This window comes from Mesorhizobium sp. B2-3-11 (assembly GCF_006442215.1).
Classification (GTDB): Bacteria; Pseudomonadota; Alphaproteobacteria; order Rhizobiales; family Rhizobiaceae; genus Mesorhizobium; species Mesorhizobium salmacidum.
On sequence record NZ_VFVS01000020.1, the window covers coordinates 33,659 to 52,436 of the forward strand.

Annotated in this window: 20 protein-coding genes; 13 read left to right on the plus strand and 7 right to left on the minus strand. The window is 63.6% G+C overall.

Annotated features, from left to right (window positions below):
• The first annotated feature begins 30 nt into the window (after positions 1-30).
• Positions 31-822, plus strand: a complete 792-nt coding sequence (locus tag FJ960_RS23995; RefSeq protein WP_140717233.1) for an alpha/beta fold hydrolase — start codon at positions 31-33, stop codon at positions 820-822.
• A gap of 25 nt (positions 823-847) precedes the next feature.
• On the opposite strand, the gene FJ960_RS24000 is transcribed toward FJ960_RS23995, so the two are convergent.
• Positions 848-1,831, minus strand: coding sequence for a hypothetical protein (locus tag FJ960_RS24000; protein ID WP_140717235.1), 984 nt, complete (start codon positions 1,829-1,831; stop codon positions 848-850).
• Positions 1,832-2,125: 294 nt separating this feature from the next.
• Here FJ960_RS24000 and FJ960_RS24005 point away from each other — a divergent pair, with 294 nt between their 5' ends.
• Positions 2,126-2,644: a GNAT family N-acetyltransferase gene (locus FJ960_RS24005; RefSeq protein ID WP_140717237.1), complete on the plus strand. Its 519-nt coding sequence runs from the start codon at positions 2,126-2,128 to the stop codon at positions 2,642-2,644.
• On the opposite strand, the gene FJ960_RS24010 is transcribed toward FJ960_RS24005, so the two are convergent.
• From FJ960_RS24010 to FJ960_RS24025, 4 genes are all read right to left on the minus strand, one after another.
• Positions 2,553-3,611 carry a P1 family peptidase gene (locus FJ960_RS24010; protein ID WP_140717239.1) on the minus strand — a complete coding sequence of 353 codons (1,059 nt, stop codon included), beginning with the start codon at positions 3,609-3,611 and terminating at the stop codon, positions 2,553-2,555. The genes FJ960_RS24005 and FJ960_RS24010 overlap by 92 nt on opposite strands.
• A gap of 1 nt (position 3,612) precedes the next feature.
• On the minus strand, positions 3,613-4,797 hold the full coding sequence (locus FJ960_RS24015) for an MFS transporter (RefSeq protein WP_140717241.1): 1,185 nt from the start codon (positions 4,795-4,797) through the stop codon (positions 3,613-3,615).
• 115 nt (positions 4,798-4,912) lie between these two features.
• Entirely contained in the window at positions 4,913-5,122 is a 210-nt protein-coding gene (locus tag FJ960_RS24020; protein WP_027145762.1) for a DUF2061 domain-containing protein, read from the minus strand.
• 133 nt (positions 5,123-5,255) lie between these two features.
• Positions 5,256-6,920 carry a Na/Pi cotransporter family protein gene (locus tag FJ960_RS24025; RefSeq protein WP_140717243.1) on the minus strand — a complete coding sequence of 555 codons (1,665 nt, stop codon included), beginning with the start codon at positions 6,918-6,920 and terminating at the stop codon, positions 5,256-5,258.
• 379 nt (positions 6,921-7,299) lie between these two features.
• Between FJ960_RS24025 and FJ960_RS24030 the strand changes: the two genes are divergently transcribed.
• The 9 genes from FJ960_RS24030 to FJ960_RS24070 all read left to right on the plus strand — a co-directional run bounded on the left by FJ960_RS24030 (position 7,300) and on the right by FJ960_RS24070 (position 15,991).
• Positions 7,300-7,680 (plus strand): RcnB family protein, encoded by a 381-nt coding sequence (locus FJ960_RS24030; protein ID WP_140717245.1) that lies wholly within the window; start codon positions 7,300-7,302, stop codon positions 7,678-7,680.
• A gap of 153 nt (positions 7,681-7,833) precedes the next feature.
• Positions 7,834-8,199 (plus strand): helix-turn-helix transcriptional regulator, encoded by a 366-nt coding sequence (locus FJ960_RS24035; RefSeq protein WP_140717247.1) that lies wholly within the window; start codon positions 7,834-7,836, stop codon positions 8,197-8,199.
• Positions 8,200-8,307: 108 nt separating this feature from the next.
• Positions 8,308-10,263 (plus strand): DNA primase, encoded by a 1,956-nt coding sequence (gene dnaG / locus FJ960_RS24040; RefSeq protein WP_140717249.1) that lies wholly within the window; start codon positions 8,308-8,310, stop codon positions 10,261-10,263.
• A gap of 426 nt (positions 10,264-10,689) precedes the next feature.
• A complete protein-coding gene (gene rpoD, locus FJ960_RS24045) occupies positions 10,690-12,714 on the plus strand; it encodes an RNA polymerase sigma factor RpoD (RefSeq protein WP_140505140.1) in 2,025 nt (674 codons plus the stop codon).
• Positions 12,715-12,921: 207 nt separating this feature from the next.
• Positions 12,922-13,215 (plus strand): GYD domain-containing protein, encoded by a 294-nt coding sequence (locus tag FJ960_RS24050; RefSeq protein ID WP_140505142.1) that lies wholly within the window; start codon positions 12,922-12,924, stop codon positions 13,213-13,215.
• Between the two features lie 133 nt (positions 13,216-13,348).
• Positions 13,349-13,615 (plus strand): DUF333 domain-containing protein, encoded by a 267-nt coding sequence (locus FJ960_RS24055; protein WP_140717252.1) that lies wholly within the window; start codon positions 13,349-13,351, stop codon positions 13,613-13,615.
• A 79-nt stretch (positions 13,616-13,694) separates the two neighbouring features.
• On the plus strand, positions 13,695-14,759 hold the full coding sequence (locus FJ960_RS24060; protein ID WP_140717254.1) for a DMT family transporter: 1,065 nt from the start codon (positions 13,695-13,697) through the stop codon (positions 14,757-14,759).
• A gap of 3 nt (positions 14,760-14,762) precedes the next feature.
• Positions 14,763-15,143 (plus strand): DCC1-like thiol-disulfide oxidoreductase family protein, encoded by a 381-nt coding sequence (locus tag FJ960_RS24065; protein WP_140505147.1) that lies wholly within the window; start codon positions 14,763-14,765, stop codon positions 15,141-15,143.
• Between the two features lie 155 nt (positions 15,144-15,298).
• A complete protein-coding gene (locus FJ960_RS24070; protein ID WP_140505148.1) occupies positions 15,299-15,991 on the plus strand; it encodes a PadR family transcriptional regulator in 693 nt (230 codons plus the stop codon).
• Between the two features lie 116 nt (positions 15,992-16,107).
• On the opposite strand, the gene FJ960_RS24075 is transcribed toward FJ960_RS24070, so the two are convergent.
• The gene (locus FJ960_RS24075; RefSeq protein WP_246672919.1) at positions 16,108-16,341 is read right to left on the minus strand and encodes a YiaA/YiaB family inner membrane protein; all 234 of its coding nucleotides are present in this window, start codon (positions 16,339-16,341) and stop codon (positions 16,108-16,110) included.
• Positions 16,342-16,586: 245 nt separating this feature from the next.
• Between FJ960_RS24075 and FJ960_RS24085 the strand changes: the two genes are divergently transcribed.
• On the plus strand, positions 16,587-17,228 hold the full coding sequence (locus FJ960_RS24085) for a TetR/AcrR family transcriptional regulator (protein ID WP_140717256.1): 642 nt from the start codon (positions 16,587-16,589) through the stop codon (positions 17,226-17,228).
• 44 nt (positions 17,229-17,272) lie between these two features.
• The gene (locus FJ960_RS24090) at positions 17,273-17,566 is read left to right on the plus strand and encodes an HlyU family transcriptional regulator (protein WP_027145774.1); all 294 of its coding nucleotides are present in this window, start codon (positions 17,273-17,275) and stop codon (positions 17,564-17,566) included.
• Between the two features lie 108 nt (positions 17,567-17,674).
• Here FJ960_RS24090 and FJ960_RS24095 read toward each other — a convergent pair whose 3' ends face one another.
• On the minus strand, positions 17,675-18,709 hold the full coding sequence (locus FJ960_RS24095) for a class I SAM-dependent methyltransferase (protein WP_140505153.1): 1,035 nt from the start codon (positions 18,707-18,709) through the stop codon (positions 17,675-17,677).
• Positions 18,710-18,778 lie beyond the last annotated feature (69 nt).

Consider the following 18,778-nt stretch of genomic DNA (forward strand, 5'->3'; position numbering starts at 1 on the left):
CTTATTCACCGTTCCAAGAGGATTTTCATCATGAGTGAGCTGAATTTCGTGACTGTCGGCGACGGCACGCGCATCGCCTATCGCTTCGACGGCGATGCCGGGAAGCCTGTGCTGGTGCTGTCCAACTCGATCGCCACCACGCTGCATATGTGGGATGGGCAGGTCGGCGAATTGTCCAGGCATTTCCGCGTTCTGCGCTACGACTTTCGCGGCCATGGCGGGTCGAGCACGCCAGTCGGCGCCTATTCACTCGACCGGCTTGGCCGCGACGTGATCGAACTCATCGATGCGCTCGGCCTTGGGCGCGTGCATTTCCTCGGCCTGTCTCTGGGCGGTTTCGTCGGGCAGTGGCTCGGCATCAACGCGCCCGAACGGATCGACCGGCTGATCCTGAGCAACACCTCGTCCCATCTCGGGCCGGCAAGTTATTTCGACGAGCGGATTGCCGTCGTGCGACAGGCGCCGGACATGTCGGAAACCGCCGACGTGTTCCTCAACAACTGGTTCCCCGCGGACATGGTGGCGGCCAACGAACCCGTCATCGAGGAATTCCGCGCTATGCTGCTGGCGATCGACCGGCAAGGCCTGGCCGGCCTGTTCGCGGCGGTTCGCGACGCCGACCTTCGCCGCACGGTGGCGCTGATCTCCCGGCCGACACTGGTGATCGCCGGCGAGCACGACACGGTGACGGCGGCGAGCCATAGCGAGCTGATCGCGGCCGCGGTGCCCGGCGCGAAGCTTGTCGTGCTGCCCGCGGTCCACCTGTCGAACGTGGAATACCCCACCGAGTTCGTGCAGGCCGTGCTCGATTTCCTGCGCTGAGCCGGAGCAGGGCCGTGGGTACGTCTCACGGCTCCTTGCAGATCGGCAGCGGCTGCGCAGGTGGTGCGGGATGATCCTTCTTGTACCGGGCGATGACAGGCTCGAGCATTTTTCGCGGCCAGAATTTCGGCTTTCCGATTTCCTTCAGGCACGATGCGTTCCAGTAGGTGCCTGAGGCGGAATGGCCGCTGGCAACGGAGGCGATATCGCGCGATTCCGGATAGATGTAGAGCGTCGTCGGATTGTCCTTTACCATCGAGATGAGTTGCCCGGCATCGGCCGGCGACCAGCTGGTGCAACCATTGCTGCGGCCGCCGGCATAGTCCACCAGTTTGCCGAACGGCACGAAGCCGTCATGGTCGGCATAGGAACTGTTCGGGGTCTTGCGCATACACATGCCGCGCAGCACCTGTGCCGCGTGGCCGCCGATCACTCGCTGCCTTGCGTTGGCGGCTTCGCCTTCGCCGTCGAACTGGATGAAGGTGCGCTGGAAAGCCACGTCCTGTTTCGCGCCAGTGCGATAAAAGCCCTTGAACGAGGTCTTCGCTTCGCTGGTCATGTAGGCGCCGCCGGCAGTCAGTTCCGAATCCATGGCATTGCCGAAGTTCTTCGCGCAGCGCCTGCCGTTCGAAAAATCGACGGTGCCTTTCAGGTTCCGGCCGCCGCCGTGACCCGACGAAATCGCGCGAAACGACTGGCTGGCTTCGCATACGACATAGTAGCGGCGCCCGAGCACGCCATTGCCCAGATCGCCGGGACGGGTGGCATCCATGGCGAAGTAGCAGGGGTTCCGGACGGCGCCCTGCGCCACCTTCTTCAGGTAAAGCGCGCGCGCCCGCTCCAGCACGACTTGTGAGATCTGGCCATCGCCGTTGCCGACATGGGCCTCCAGCCAGGCCGGAACGGCCGATGGCGCGGCAAAGGACCGGGCCGATGCCGTCAAGGCAACGATGATGGCAAGAAGGCTGAGGGTGACGACGACACCCAGCGGGACAGATCTCAACCGCACCGTACCCATTCTCCTGCCGAAGCCCTTTGTGATTCCCCGCGGAATCACCAGAGGACGATCATAAGACGCGGGGTGTCATCAGGCGAAACACATCTTGTTTAGCGCGTCGGCAAGTATGCGCGAAGAGACCAGGCCGACGCGCAACCATCCATAAGCTGCCATGCTGGGCCAAGGCTTGGGGCGGAGGCCTGCAAACGTCCCCAATTTTCGATCCGCCCGGATTGCTCTTCCAGCCGGCTTGAGCGCCCTGCTGTCGAAGGTTATGCCTGCCTCGTTTATCAGGAGGCATCGATCATGGTCGAGATCGTGAAACCGGCGCTTGAACATCTGCCGTCCTACAAGGCGGCGCTCGAGCGCGGCTGGTCGCCGGACAATGTGCGGCTCCTGGAGGCGACGCGCGAGCAGCTCGCGGCCATAGAAGAAAATCCCATGGCGTTCCTCGCCGACCTCGATGATCCCGAGGCCAAAGGGCCGCCCATCGCCTTGCCCGACGGCACGCAGGTGCCGCGCCTGCCGGGCTTCCGCCGCTGGATCTGGGACGGCGAGGCATCGGGCTCGATCGGCTTTCGCTGGCAGAAGGGCACGGCGGAACTGCCGCCGCACGTGCTTGGCCATATCGGCTACGCAGTGGTGCCGTGGAAGCGGCAGCGCGGCTACGCCACCGAAGCGTTGCGGCTGATGCTGGACGAGGCGAGGGCGGTGGGCCTACCCTATGTCGAGATCACCGCCAAACCGGGCAATCCGGCCTCGCACAAGGTGATCCTGGCCAACGGCGGCAAGCTCGTCGAGCGCTTCGTCGAGCCCTGCCGGTGAAAGCCTCGGCCGACAGCATGGAATTCAGCACCGCCTCCTGCGTCGCTTCCGCCGCCGCCCGGAAGAGAATGTCGATGCGTGCTTCGTTGAGCGCGACCAGCGGCACCAGATCGCGGGTTTCATCGTGGTCGACCGGGTTGCCGGTGCTGAAGGCAATGGCTATGTCGCCGCTGCCATTGCCCCAGAAGGAGCCAAGCCTGGCGATGCCGGCCCCAGTGCGGCGCGCCACACGCTCGAGCTGGCGGTGTTCGAGCGGCACGTCCGTCGCCAGAACGATCATGATCGAGCCGCGTTCGGCCTCGGCCTGCCGCCTGGGGTCGGGCCGGCGTCCATCAGGCAGGACGAGGTCGCCGGGCCTGCCGAAATTCGACAGGACGAGAATGCCAAGATGATGTCCCTCGCCAAGCGCAATTTTCCTGGAGGCCGAGCCTATGCCACCCTTGAAGCCGAAGCAGCTCATTCCCGTTCCGGCGCCGACATTGCCCTGCTCGACCGCGCCCTCACGGGCGTCCGCCAACGCGGCAAGGGCATGCTCCTCCGATATCGCCAGGGCCTGGATGTCGTTCAGCGCACCGTCATTGCATTCACCGACCACCGGATTGACCGTTCCGGTGGTGCGGCCGATATCGGGGTTCTGGCGGATGGCGTCACGGATCAGCGCCGTGGCGCAGGTGCCGACCGAGAGCGTGTTGGTCAAGAGAACGGGCGTCTCGATGGTGCCGAGTTCCTGCACCTGCGTCAGCCCGACCGTCTTGCCGAAGCCGTTGATGACATGGCTTGCCGCCATCACCTTGGTGCGGAACAGGTTTCCGCCATGCGGCAGGATCGCGGTCACGCCGGTGTTGATGTCGCCGTCGCGCAGCGTGCAGTGACCGACGCGCACGCCAGGCACGTCGGTGATCGCGTTGTGCGTGCCCGTCGGCAAGGTGCCGCAGGTCAGGCCGAAATCGGCGACAGTCCTTGCCATGTTATTCGGCGGCGGCCGGTACCGGCGGGCTGATGTCGCTGCGCCGTTCCCAAAGATGGGAGAGTACAGCCACAATGACGGCGACCAGCATGGCAAACGCGCCAACAGCCGGCAGGCTGCGATAGCCGTAGCCGGCATTGAGCATGGCGGCGCCGAGCGACGCGGCCAGCGCGATGCCGATATTGAAGCCGGACGGAATGAGCGAGGCGGCGAGGCCGGAGGCGTCGGCCGTCCAGGACAGGATGCGGGTCTGGATCGGGGTGCCGATGGCGAAGTTGAGACCGCCCCAGACGATGATCGCGACAACCATCGGCACGGGGTAGGGGCTGACGGCATAGATGACAGCCAGCGTCACCGCCTGCAGGGCGAGCATGGTGATCAGCGACGGCATCAGTTTCCAGTCCGACAGTTTGCCGCCGAGGAAGACGCCAAGCGTGGCGCCGACGCCGTTGAGCAGCAGCACCCAGGGCACCAGGTTTTCGTCGAGCCCTGTCACCTCCAGCAGCGTCGGGGTGATGTAGGTGAACAGGCAGAACTGGCCGAGCATCAGCATCAGCATCAGGATCAGCGAGGTCCAGACCTGCTGGCGCGCCAGCACGCGGACCTCGCTGGCTAGGCTCGCCGCCTTGGCCTGATACCCGGTCGTGCGCGGCAACAGGGCCGCCATGGCCAGAGTTGCCGCAACGCCCAGTGCGCCCATCACCCAGAAGGTCGCGCGCCAGCCCCAGATGTTGCCAATGGCGGTGCCGGCCGGCACGCCGATGACGTTGGAGACGGTGAGGCCCGACAGGATGACGGCGACCGCCATGCCACGCTGATCCTCGCGCACCAGGCCGACGGCGACCACCATGGCGACGCCGAAATAGGCGCCATGCGCGACTGCCACGGCAATGCGCAGCAACAGCATCGAGGTGAAGTCGGGCGCCAGCGCGCAGGCCGCCTGGCCCAGGGTGAAGGCGACGGCGAGGCCGAGCAGCAAGGTCTTGCGCGGCAAGGACTTGGTGGCGAGCGCCAGCAGCGGGCCGCCGATGGCGATGCCGCAGGCATAGCCGGAGACGAGATAGCCGGCGGAGGGAACCGAAACGCCAAGCCCTTGCGCCACCTGCGGCAGCACGCCGGCGATGACGAATTCGGTGGTGCCGAAAGCGAAGGCGGCGATGAACAGGGCGATGAGCGGCAGCGACATGAGCAGAAACCCCCGAAATACAGGGCTCAAACCATGGATAGCCCGGGCAGGCAATCCAGAAATTGTCACGGTCGCTTTAGCTTTTCTTGACCAGATCCGTTGGGCACCGGTCCCGTCAGGTCACGGACTTACGTCCGTAAGGAACCTTCAGCCATGCCCGCTCGTGAAAATAATAAAGCAGCGACTTGGTGAAGACCTCCGTTACACCGATGGCGGCCGCAATCTTGACGCTTCCGGTCACCACCAGCGAGATGATCATCGTATCGATGGTGCCGGTCACCCGCCAGGAAAGCGCCTTGGCGAAACTGCGCGAATGGGTTTCCATCGATTTCCTCCCGGTGGAAACGGATTCTTAGCCGACGGATGGGTGGTTAAGCAAAGACTAATTTGGCCGTTCACGGGTGGAATGCCTACCCCTTGTTGCCAAGGTGGATGCCGCCGCGGCGAATCGTTGTCGCCTAGCTGGCCTTCAGCCGTGACCCCGTGAGCAGGCCGCGCTCTTCCAGCACGGGATAGGCCATCGAGGCCAGCAGCGAGTTGATCTGCTTCAGGTCGCGGATGGTATCGAGATGGATCGAACTGGTTTCGACGCTTTTGGCGGTGCCTTCGCGCAGCCGCAGGAAATGGCTGGCGCTGGTTTCTTTTTCGCGGTCGCGCAGCTGGTCCTTCTCCAGCACCAGCTGGCGTGCGGTTTCGGCATCGCGCGAGACCAGCACGTTGAAGGCAAGCCGGGCATTGGCCAGCACTGAGGCGTGGAAGGCGCACAATTCGCTCCAGCCTTCGTCGGTGAATTCCAGCCCGCGTTCGAATTTCTTCTTCACATGGACCAGCATGTTGCGCACGACGATGTCGCCGACCTGCTCGAGCTTGACGCAGGCGCCGATCAGCTCCTGGCAGCGCAGCGCCTCGTCTTCGGTCATCGGGTTCCTCGTGACCTTGGCGAGGTAGAGCTTTATGGCCGCGTGCCTGCGGTCGACACGGTCGTCGAGCGCCGCCAATGCCTTGATCTTGTCCGAGTCGGCGTCCTCATAGAGTTCGATGATACGCTTGAGCATGATCTCGACCGTCTCGCAGACCCGCACCACCTCGCGTGTGGCGTTGGCCAGAGCCTGGCTCGGCACATCGAGCGCGCTTTCGTTGAGCGCCGACAGTTCGACGACGTCGAGCGTGGCGGCCGACGCCGGCTTGGCTCCGAGTGCCACGATCCTTTCGGAGGCTCGGTAGACCAAACCGGCCAGCGGCAGGCCGGCGAGCAGGATGATCACGTTGAACAGGATATGGGCGTTGACGATCTGATCGGCCGCCGTCGGGCCGAGGAAGGCGACATGCGGCCGGAAGATCATGAACAGGATCAGCATGACCAGCGAGCCCAGCCCGCGCATCAGGAGGTTGCCGACCGGCACGACGCGGACTTCGGGGCTGGCCGAGCGTGTCAGCATCGGCGCGATGAGCGATGAACCGAGATTGACCCCAAGGATGAGGACGAGGCCGAGTTCGGGGCTGATCAGACCGCGGCCGGCCAGCGTGGCCATCAACAGCACCGCCGCGATGCTCGACTGGAACAGCCAGGTGATCATTGCCGCCAGCAGGTAGGCGGTAATGGAATCGGTGGAGAAGTAATTGAGGATGACCGGCAGCAACTGGCTGTTGCGCAGCGGCTCGGACGCCTGGCCGATCATTTCGAGGGACAGGATCAAGAGGCCGATGCCGACCAGGATGCGGCCGATCTGGCGCCAGTCGCGCCGCTCGGTGGCCATGAACATCACCGTGCCTGATGTCAGGCAAAGCGGCACCAGCAGCGTGAGATCGAAGGTCAGCAGCTTGACCACCAGAGCCGAGCCGATCTCGGCGCCACGCACGGCCAACTGGCCGGCGGCGCCCGAAACGATGCCGGAACCGGCGAAGGAGCCGACCAGCAAGGTGACGGCGGTCGAGCTTTGCAGCGCGATCGCAAGGCCGGTGCCGGCCAGCACCGCCATGATCGGATTGCGCATGGTGGCGCGCAGACGATGACGCAGCACGTCGCCATAGGCGCGTTCGACGCCGGTCTTGACCATGCGGGTGGCAAACAGCATCAGCGCGACCGCGCCGGCCAGATGCAGAAGGACGACCGAGCCGCTCATCGCCGAGCCTGCGCGCGGGCATGGCGCGCGCTTCGGGCAGCATGGCGACAGGGGGCGAAGACGAGGGCACGAATCATGGTCATGGCAGCCTTGGAATATAGCCGGAATATTTTAGCCGGTTAATAAAAATCTGTTGATTTCAAGGGCCGCCGCGAGGCGACAGCCGGTGTCGGAAAATGGACGGGCCCGCAAATGGTTGCATGGGCCTAAGCAGTGGATTCGGCCGGACCTGCGACGCTTTTGGCGCCCGTCTTTGCGATGATGTTCAAATCTTTGGATTAACCGTCCGAATTCGTTACATAATTGTAATGCCGGCGTTCAGTTTCGGTTCATCCCTTGGCCGCTATTCCCCTGGCATCGACAACCAAGGAGACTTCTGATGAAACGCATTGTCCTTTCCGCTCTCGCTTTCTCGATGCTGGCCGCCACCTCGCTCACCGGCCAGGCAGCGCCGATGAACGCGCCAGTGGCGCCGCAGTCGAACTACGCCAAGGTCGACTGGCAGAAGCCCTCCAACCGGGATGTCAAGAAGCGCGTCATCCAGAAGCGGTTCGTCCAGAAGAAGGTGATCGTGAAGCGGAACCACTGGCGCAACGGCCAGAAATATTCCGGCTGGAGGCAGCACCAGCCGATCCGCGATTATGGCCGCTATGGCCTGCATCGTCCCGGCCGCGGCCAGGAATGGATCCGCGTCGGCAATGACTATGTGCTGGTCGGCATCCTCTCCGGCGTCATCTTCGGCGCGCTTGTCGCGCAGTAATCATCTACGATAGCCGGCATGTCGCCGGCCTTTCGATAGCAGGCGGCCCGCAAGGGTCGCCTTCTATCGCGTGATCTTCGAAGAGACGGATCAAGAGATCATCGTGACCAAGATCGGACCGCGTGGATCGGTATATGATTGAAGGATGCCGGGATGAACAACGTCGCCTATGTCACGACGCCAGGTGGCGAGGAACTGGCCCTCCTGCCTCGCAGCGAACTGGAAGCCCTTCGTGAATCGCTGGAGCATGCGCAGGCGCTTGGCGGGTTTCGTGCCGGGCAGCTTCCCGGTCTTACGCCCGATGAAGCACGAGCACTTGTCGGCGCGGTCTCTCCGCTCGCTTTTTGGCGCAGATACCGCAAGCAGACCCAGGCCGTTCTCGCTGCCTCCGTGGGCGTGACCCAGAACTATCTTTCGGATATCGAGAACGGAAAGCGCGGTGGGGACGTCACGCTTTGGCTGCGGATTGCCCGTGCTCTCGAATTGCCGATCGAGAGTTTGGTCGACGACGGCGACTGACCGGCGGTGCAGCGGGGTCGTCTTGCCCTGTGGAAACCGGGTATGGCCTCTATTGGCGGTCGTCTGAAATCGCGGGCATGATTATATGGTGACGAAACGAGTTCCCCGATGCGATTTCCGCCCGCCTTCCTTGACGAGATACGTGACCGCGTGCCGATTTCGCAGGTCATCGGCCAGCGCGTTGCGTGGGATCGCAAGAAGACCAATACGTCGCGCGGCGACTATTGGGCCTGCTGTCCGTTCCATGGCGAGAAGAGCCCGTCCTTCCACTGCGAGGACAAGAAGGGCCGTTACCACTGTTTCGGCTGCTCGGTCTCGGGCGACCATTTTAAATTCCTGACCGAGCTCGAAGGACTGAGTTTTCCCGAGGCGGTCGAGAAGATCGCCGACATGGCCGGCGTGCCGATGCCGGTTCGCGACGCACAGGAAGAGCGGCGCGAGCAGGAACGCGCCAGCCTGACCGAAGTCATGGAGATGGCGACCGCCTTTTTCCAGGAGCGCCTGCAAGGGCCCGAGGGCGCCAAGGCCCGCGCCTATCTGCGCGATCGTGGGCTGACGCCGGCGACACAGCAGTCGTTCCGGCTCGGCTTCGCGCCCGACAGCCGCAACGCGCTGAAGGAGCATCTGGCGGCCAAGGGTGTGCCGAAAGCCGATATCGAGGCCTGCGGGCTGGTGCGCCATGGCGACGACATTCCGGTCTCCTATGACTGGTTTCGCGACCGCATCATGTTCCCGATCCCGGATTCGCGCGGCAAGATCATCGCCTTCGGCGGCCGCGCGCTGGCCCCCGACGCGCTCGCCAAATACATGAACTCGCCCGATACCGAGCTCTTCCACAAGGGTAACGTGCTCTACAATTTCGCCCGCGCCCGGCAAGCGCTGTCAAAGGGGGCTCTGGCCAAGGGCGGTACGGTCATCGCGGTCGAAGGCTACATGGACGTGATCGCGCTGGCGCAGGCCGGCTTCGAGAATGTCGTGGCGCCGCTCGGCACGGCGCTCACCGAAAACCAGCTCGAACTGTTGTGGCGCATGGCGCCGGAGCCGATGCTGTGCTTCGACGGCGACAAGGCCGGGCTGAAGGCGGCCTGGCGGGCCGCCGATCTCGCGCTGCCATCGGTGCAGGCCGGACGCTCGGCGCGCTTCGCGCTGCTGCCGGAAGGCAAGGATCCCGACGATCTTGTCAAGGCCGAGGGGCCGGAGGCCTTCCGCGCCGTGCTGGCCGATGCACGGCCGCTGGTCGACCTGTTGTGGATGCGCGAGACGGCGGGCGGCGTCTTCGACACGCCCGAGCGGCGGGCGGAATTGGGACAGACACTGCGGGAACTCAGCAGCCGCATCCGCGACGAAAGCACCCGCTATCACTACCAGCAGGAAATGCGCGAGCGGGTGCTGAGCTTCTTCGGCTCCCAGCGCAATGCGCGGCAAGGCCGTCAGGATGGCGGCCGGCCCGGTCAGCGCGGCCAGGGCAAGCCCGCGCCCGGCGGGCAATTCGCCAAGGCAGGCGGCGGGCGCATGGCGATCACCGAAAGCCTCGGCCAGTCGGCGCTGGTCAGGCGCGGCGAGGGGATGTCGGTGCGCGAGGCGACGATCATCGTGGCATTGGTCAACCACCCGGCGCTGATCGACGAGAATTTCGCCCATGTCGAGTTCCTCGACCTCGCCAATTCCGACCTGACGCGGCTGCACGCCGCCATCCTCGACGCGATGGCGCATAACATGGCCAATGACCGCCACGCCGTGGTGGCGACGATAGAGCGCGCCGGCTGCGCCGAGATCTGGGAGCGCGCCGTCGGCCTGATCAAGCGGGCGCGGCAATGGCCGGCGCTGGAGACGGCGGCCCTCGAGGATGCCCGCGACGCTCTGAACCAGGCGTTGCACTTGCAGCGCAGCGCGCGCACCTTACATAAGGAGTTGAAACAGGCGGAAGCGGCCCTCGAAGCGGATCCTTCGGACGAAAACTTCCGCCATCTGATCGAAATTCAGGCGCAATTTCAAGATGTACAAGCGACGGAAGCGCTGATCGAAGGATTTGGCGTTTCGTCGGGCAGGGCTGGGCGAGCCTAGGTGCATGCGAGCGCGAAATGAAGGCGCGGCCACGCTTCCCCTGGGGGCGAGGCGCGCTAAGTCGGGTAATTGATTCGCTTTTTTCATGCGAATCATGCCAGAGGCGCTTGACCTTCGGACAGAATGGCGGAATCAGGACGATTCGAAACGTTAACCCGCACCCGCGTCGACGGGAAACAAGCGATGCAAGGTACTTGGTCACTGGACAGGCGGCCCGCCTGACACAGATATCAGGGTTAATCTGGACTTAATGTATGCCGCCCAAGAGTGGAACCCGGTTTTGGGGCAACGGCATGCACCAAACAAAAGAGTGGATGCAGCTCATGGGCCGGGTGAAGCGCGTTTAGAAAAACGGGCGTATCCGATTTGACTGGTCCGACAGCTGACGCGGCCCCCATGGCCGGCCGCTAGGAGAAGATAAAGACTATGGCGACAAAAGAAAAGGAAGAGGCCGAGACCGAACGCGAAGGCGCCACCGATGGGCCCTTGCTCGACCTTTCCGATGATGCTGTCAAGAAGATGATCAAGGCCGCCAAGAAGCGCGGTTATGTCACCATGGACGAGCTGAATTCGGTACTGCCTTCCGAGGAAGTGACCTCTGAGCAGATCGAGGACACGATGGCGATGCTGTCCGACATGGGCATCAACGTCGTCGAGGATGACGAGCAGGGCGAAGAGGCCGAGGCCGGCGACACAGCCGCCGATGCCGAGGAAGACGCCAACGAGCTTGCCGAGCAGACCGGCACCGCGGTCGCCGCCACCACCACCAAGAAAGAGCCGACCGACCGCACCGACGATCCGGTGCGCATGTATCTGCGCGAAATGGGCTCGGTCGAGCTGCTGTCGCGCGAGGGCGAAATCGCGATCGCCAAGCGCATCGAGGCCGGCCGCGAGACGATGATCGCAGGCCTCTGCGAAAGCCCGCTGACCTTCCAGGCGATCATCATCTGGCGCGACGAGCTCAACGAATCCAAGATCCTGCTGCGCGAGATCATCGACCTCGAAGCCACCTATGCCGGCCCCGAAGCCAAGCAGGCGCCGGTGGTCGAACGTGTCGAGGAAGCGCCCAAGGCCGAGGAAAAGCCGCGCCGCGGACGCGACGATGAAGACGACATCACCAATGTCGGCGTCGATACGCGCGGCATCGGCGACGACGACGAGGAAGACGAGGACGAGGCGAGCCTGTCGCTGGCGGCGATGGAAGCCGAACTGCGCCCGCAGGTGATGGAGACGCTCGACGTCATCGCCGACACCTACAAGAAGCTCAGGAAGCTGCAGGACCAGCAGGTCGAGAACCGGCTGGCCGCCGCCGGCACGCTGTCGCCCAGCCAGGACCGCCGGCTGAAGGAGCTGAAGGACCAGCTGATCAAGGCGGTGAAGTCCCTGTCGCTCAACACGGCGCGCATCGAGGCGCTGGTCGAGCAGCTCTACGACATCAACAAGCGCCTGGTGCAGAACGAGGGCAAGCTTTTGCGCCTCGCCGAAAGCTATGGCGTGCGCCGCGAGGAGTTCCTGAAGGAATATCAGGGCTCCGAACTCGATCCGAACTGGACGCGCTCGATCGCCAACCTGACCTCGCGCGGCTGGAAGGAATTCACCAAGAACGAGAAGGATGCGATCAAGGATCTGCGCGCCGAGATCCAGCACCTGGCCACCGAAACGGCGATCTCGATCCTGGAATTCCGGAAAATCGTCAACCAGGTGCAGAAGGGCGAGCGCGAAGCCGCGATCGCCAAGAAGGAAATGGTCGAGGCCAATCTGCGCCTCGTCATCTCGATCGCCAAGAAGTACACCAATCGCGGCCTGCAGTTCCTCGACCTGATCCAGGAAGGCAATATCGGCCTGATGAAGGCGGTCGACAAATTCGAATACCGCCGCGGCTACAAGTTCTCGACCTACGCGACATGGTGGATCCGGCAAGCGATCACGCGTTCGATCGCCGACCAGGCCCGCACTATCCGCATCCCGGTGCACATGATCGAGACGATCAACAAGATCGTGCGCACCTCGCGCCAGATGCTGCACGAGATCGGCCGCGAGCCGACGCCGGAGGAACTGGCCGAAAAGCTCGCCATGCCGCTCGAAAAAGTGCGCAAGGTCTTGAAGATCGCCAAGGAGCCGATCTCGCTCGAAACGCCGGTCGGCGACGAGGAGGATTCGCATCTGGGCGATTTCATCGAGGACAAGATGGCGATCCTGCCGATCGACGCGGCGATCCAGGCCAATCTGCGCGAGACCACCACGCGCGTTCTGGCCTCGCTGACGCCGCGTGAGGAGCGCGTGCTCAGAATGCGCTTCGGCATCGGCATGAACACCGACCACACGCTGGAAGAAGTCGGCCAGCAGTTCTCGGTCACCCGCGAGCGTATCCGCCAGATCGAAGCCAAGGCGCTGCGCAAGCTCAAGCACCCGAGCCGGAGCCGCAAGCTGCGCAGCTTCCTGGATAGCTGAGACCTGCATCGCATTGGAGATAAAGGGCGCCACGAGCGCCCTTTTTCATAGGCGTGTTCGCTCTTGCGACCCGCGACCTTAGGGAGGATAATTTCGCGTCGGATGCATTTTTCGGGCGACAACCCCGGAAGCCCGCCCCGGTCGAGGCCGTGTCGACAGACCCACGGCCTGAGTGCCGTGCTCCGTGGCCCCGGAGGGAGGTGTGCCATGACAAGCTACATCGTGCTGATGAACTGGACCGAGCAGGGCGCCAAGAACGTGCGCGAATCCCCGAAGCGGCTCGATGCCGCCAGGAAGCAACTGGGCGAGATGGGGGGATCGTTCAAGGCGTTCTACCTGACCATGGGCGAGTACGACATGGTGGCGGTGGTCGAGGCGCCCGACGACGCGGTGCTGGCGCGTTTTTCGCTGATGCTGGCGGCGGCCGGCAACATCAGGACGCGGACGATGAAGGCCTTCCCCGAATTCGCCTATCGCGAGATCATCACCTCACTTGGATGATGAGGTTTTTGCGGACAGCCGGATCAGGTGCCGCCTCAACGGCACGTGATCCGGCGCGCGTTACGACAAATTTGACAGCTGCCTCGGGACAGGACGTCTCGCCGTGGTAGACATGCGGCCAAGGAGAGATCGCATGAACAATTTTTCGATACTGGCCGCCGGTCTTGCCTTGATGTCGTCGATGCCCATCGACGCCGGCGCCGCACAAAAACCGGTCGGCATGGCCAATCCGGCATCGGTCCACTGCGGTGCGATCGGCGGCCGCTTCGTGGTTAGGAAGGACAAGGCCGGCAACGAATATGGGTTTTGCCGCCTGCCCAGCGGTCGCCTGTGCGAGGAGTGGGCGCTGTTTCGCGACAACAAATGCGTCGGGCCCAAGGTGGCGATGCATCGGAACTGACGCATCGGTTGGACAGCGACGCATGCCGTGTCGAGTGGTCTCGTCGATGACATGGCACGCCGCCGTGATAGGGTGAGCCATGCCCGAAGCACATTCCCATTCGCATCTGTGGCCCGGCGTGCCGCTTGCGCTCGGCTCGGCCGCCTTGTTTGGCGCAACGCCGCCGCTGTCCAAACTGCTGCTCGACAACGTCAGCCCGTTCATGCTGGCGGGTCTGTTGTATCTCGGCGCCGGCATTGGCCTAGCGCTCTACCGGCTCTTGCGCGGCGGGGGAGCGGGCGACGGAGAGGCGCGCCTTGCCGCCGGGGATATTCCTTGGCTGGCGCTGGCAATCGGTATGGGCGGCATCGTTGGACCGGTGCTCTTGATGTTTGGCCTCACTCTCAACACTGCGTCCAGTTCCGCCCTGTTGCTCAATCTGGAAGGCCTGGCGACAATGGCGATCGCGTGGCTCGTTTATCGCGAAAATGTCGACCGGCGTCTGCTTTTCGGTGCTTTCGCCATTCTGGCGGGCGCGGTGCTGCTGTCATGGGCGGGGCAAGGCATTGCCTTCAATCTAGGCGCGCTGCTTGTCGCGGGGGCCTGCCTGGCATGGGGCCTGGACAATAATTTCACCCGCAAGATATCGGCGGCCGATCCGGTGGCCATCGCAATGCTGAAGGGATTGGTGGCGGGCGCCGCTAATGTCGGGCTGGCGCTCGCCTCCGGCGCGGCATTTCCCGCCGCGACCACGGTGATGGCCACGGCCGCCGTCGGTTTCTTCGGCATCGGCGTCAGCCTCGTCATGTTCATCCTCGCGCTGCGTCACCTCGGTTCGGCACGCACGGGAGCCTACTATTCGCTTGCTCCCTTCATCGGCGCGTTGCTGGCGATCCTGATGCTGGGCGATGCCGTCACGCTCAAGCTCGGGATAGCCGGTCTGCTGATGGGGGTTGGCCTGTGGCTGCATCTGTCCGAGCGCCATGAGCATGAGCACGACCATGAGGCGCTGGAGCACGAGCACAGCCATGTTCATGACGAGCATCACCAGCACCATCATGACGGACCGGTCCGCGAGCCGCATTCGCACTGGCACCGGCATGCGCCGCTACGTCACAAGCATCCGCACTATCCCGACCTGCATCATCGGCACGATCACGGCTGACCGATGCCCGGCCCCGCGCTGACCGTCTGGTACAACACGCGCTGTCCGGTCTGCGATGCCGGCATCAGCAGGCAGAAGGGGCGGCTGATCGCGGCGGTCAAGGCCGGTCGGGTCGAGTTCCGCGATATCAACCTGGAGCCGGATGCGCTGTCGTCGCACGGCGTCTCGCTGGAGGACATCCGCCGCCGGCTGCATGCCACCGATGCGGATGGCAATTTGCTGATCGGCGCCGATGTGGCGATCGCGGTCTGGCTGTTGACGCCGGGCGAGGGCTGGCTGGCAAGCCTATTCGGCAATCGGCTCATGCTGCCGCTGACCCGCCTTGCCTATGATCGCTTCGCCGATCTGCTCTACGGCTGGAATCGGCGCAAAGGCCGCTGGTAGTCCATTCGCACTCCATCCATTCCTGCCGAGCCTGACGCTTCGAAGCCACGATGTCGCTTGGCTCGTGACCAGATACATCGTAAGATATATCTTGACTCGACGGCACTGCGCGCCTAACTAAGATATATCGTAAGATAGAACTCAAGGAGCAATCAATGCACAGACACGATCATTCCGATCATCATCATTTTGGCGAGCGCATGTTCATGCACATGGCCGGCAAGTTTGGCGGCAAATTTGGTGGCAGAGGGGGCGGCGGCTTCGGTCCGTTCGGCGGTAGGGGCGGTGGCCGCGGCCCGGGCGACATGTTCCGCGCCGGACGGATGCTCGCCGACGGTGACCTCAAGCTGATCACGCTGTCGCTGCTGGCCGAGGCGCCGCGCCACGGCTACGACATCATCAAGGCGCTGGAAGAGCGCACCAGCGGCATCTACAGCCCGAGCCCGGGCGTGGTCTACCCGACGCTGACGTTCCTGGAAGAGGCCGGCTATGCCGTGTCGACGAGCGAAGGCAACAAGAAGGTGTTCTCGATCACCGAGGCCGGGCAGGCGCATCTGGCCGACAACCGCGAAATGATCGACGGCGTGCTCGATCATCTCGAGCGCTTCGGCCGCAAGATGGCCAAGGCGCGCGACTGGTTCGGCTGGAACGATGACGGCGAGGACCGCCGCGGCGGCCGGAGCGGCCGTGGCGAGCGCTCGGAAACGCGTGACGAATTCCGTGCCATCCGCCACCGGCTGCGCGCGGCACTCGGCGACATCGTCGATGCGCCAGCTGAAAAGCAGGCCGAGGCGATCGCCATTCTAGAAGCCGCCGCCGAAGCGCTGGAAGCGCTGTCGCACCGCTGATCTCATGATGTCCGCGCGTCTCTTGAAGCGCGAAAGCCCAACAGAAAAGCCCGGGGAGACCCGGGCTTTTCTCGTCAGGCCATGCCGGCATCATTCCTTGCCGACATATTCGCTGATCAGCTTTTCGTTGCGCGCCTTTTCGATCTTGGCGGTGGTCTCGGCGGAGATGCGCTCGTCGGTGCGGTACTTGACCAGTTCGCCAGGCTGCCGGTGAGCAGCAGGATGCCCATGGCCCAGTAGCCCTTGGTCGACAGGTCGACCGGCGCCAGCCACAGGGACAGGCCAAGCATGAAGTAGGCGGCGCCGACCGAGACGGTGTTGAACATGATGTAGGTCTGATTGCCGTTCATTGTCGTGTTCCTTTGATTGGATCGAAGTTGGGTTTGATGTGGTCGTGGTCAGGTCCAAAAATCTTCAGTTGATGGTCTTCAGGCGCTCGAGCACGCCCCTGGCGCGCACCTTCACCGCCGGGCCGTGCCCGGCGTCAAGAGAATTATGAACGCTGTTCACGATATCCGGCATATGGTAAACGAAGGGAAGTCGGGGGTGCGAAAAAGCGTGCCGTCGAAGGCACGCGCATCCAAAAAGGACTGATATGGCGCTGGACAAGGAAGAGACGGGCGAGCGGGTGCTGGCCATTGCCGAGACGCTGCTCAACGAAGGCGGCATGGACAATCTGAAGGCCAGGACCATCGCCGAACAGGCGGGCATCTCGGTCGGCTCGGTCTACAATCTGTTTTCCGATCTCGACGGGGTCCACCGCGCAGTCAACATGCGGCTGCTCGACCGGCTGGGGATCGCCGGCGCTGCGGCGATGGCCGATCTTGGCAGGCGCGGCATCACCGACGTGCGCCAACGGCTGATGGCGCTGGCCGGCACCTATGTTCGCTTCGTCGAGGCGCATCCCGGCAGCTGGCCGGCGCTGCTTGCCTTCAACAGGCGGCGTCCGGTACTGACCGCGCCCGACGTCTACGAGGCACGGCTCGACCAGTTGTTCGAGATCATCGCCAGCGTCCTTGCCGATGGCGGCTTCGATCTCGACGAGGACACACGCCGGATCGCCGCGCGAACCCTCTGGTCAAGCGTGCATGGCATCGTCACCAGTGGTTATGCGGCAAGGTCCGTGCGCCGGCAGGCGGACGAGATCGACCGGCAGATCGAGCTCCTGGTCACCGTCTTCATCAGGGGGCTGGAACGCGGCGGCACATTCGCGCATGCTGGGCCGACAGCGTCGTGAATCGCATACCGACGGCGATCGCAGGCGGCAAGGAGATTTGAGCGATGTCTTTTCTGAAACGTCTTTTCGGCGGCGGTGGCGGCGAAGCGGCCGAGCCCGCAAGTGCCGCGCCCGCCAAGCAGGTCGAGCACAAGGGTTTTACGATCAGCGCCACGCCCTACAAGACCGAAGGCCAGTACCAGACCTGCGGCGTCGTCTCCAAGGAGGTCGATGGCGTGGTGAAGGAGCACAAATTCATCCGTGCCGACCGTTTCGCCGGACTGGACGACGCCGTCGACATCTCGATCAAGAAAGGCATCCAGCTCGTCGACGAGCAGGGAGATCGGATTTTCGGGTAGGGTCCAGGCGTCTCCGAAAGGGCGTGGATCGCGCGTGAGGGGGCTTACACCCTCGAGCACTCCGTGAAGCGCTCGAGGTCCTTGGCCGGCGTGCCATCCAGCTGGGTATTAGCCGCGCTTTTGGATGACGCCGTAGAGCACGTTGCGATTCTCGCCGAAGTACACTTGCGCCTCCACGGTGTTGCGGTCGACGCTGGCATTGATGATGTTCCACATGTCGACTTCCGACCGCAGCAGCAGCACCCAGTCCATGAACGTTTCCCGGTAGCCGGCGTCAGGAGTGCCCTCGGCGTAGTTCGCAAACAGGAATGTCCCGTTCGGCTTCAGCATCTGCAGACAGGTCTTGGTGAGTTTCACGGCGACGTTGTGCTGGAGGTAGTCGTAAAGCCCGGAGGCATAGATGAGATCGAACTTGCCAAGCTTGTGGCCCCTGGTGAGCACGGTCCGTACCGAGCCGTCGATGGCCTCGACCGCGGTGCCCTGGAAATCGCGCGCGATCAGTCCGACGCTCTGGGGATCCTGGTCGAGCGCGACCCAGCGCTTGAGGCCGCCCTCGGCCAATGCGGCCGAACGGTTCGCTTCGCGCAGATGGCCGGCCGCGATAGCCAGGACTTCGGTTTCCGGTCCATTCTTGGCCGCGGTCTCATCGACATAGCGGGTCAGCAGATCGCGGCGCTCCCGTGCCGCGACGCATGACGGCACGTTCTGGGTATGGCTGTAAAGCGCCTTGCCGATCTCCGAGGCGTTCGCCACGCTCTCGGCCACGTGCGGGTCACAATAGATGTAGTCGAGCAACTGCGCGTCGCCGGAATAACCCCTGGGCTTGGTGAAGGACCAATGCGTCAGCGGATCCTCGAGAAAGTACTTCTGGATCGGGTGGTTCTGCGCCACCGGTATCAAGGCTTGCCACACGTCGGGATGAACCTTGGCACGCAACGCGTTGAGAAGCGACAGCAGGCGGCGAACGATCTCGGCGGGAAACTTTTGCTGCTCGACCTGTTGCTGTGTCGCGTGGAGGATGAGCGCCAGCTCCGCGCGAGCGGTTTCGAACGCTTCGCCATGATGCTCGGGCTTTCCTCGACGGAGACCACTGGCAATTGCCTCCGCAGTAATCAGACTCTGGCCATCAAAGACAGTTTGCACACCAAGACTCCATAGTTAACAGTCAGTTAACTTATTGCTTAGAATATTCGGTTTGCCAATGTCGGGTCC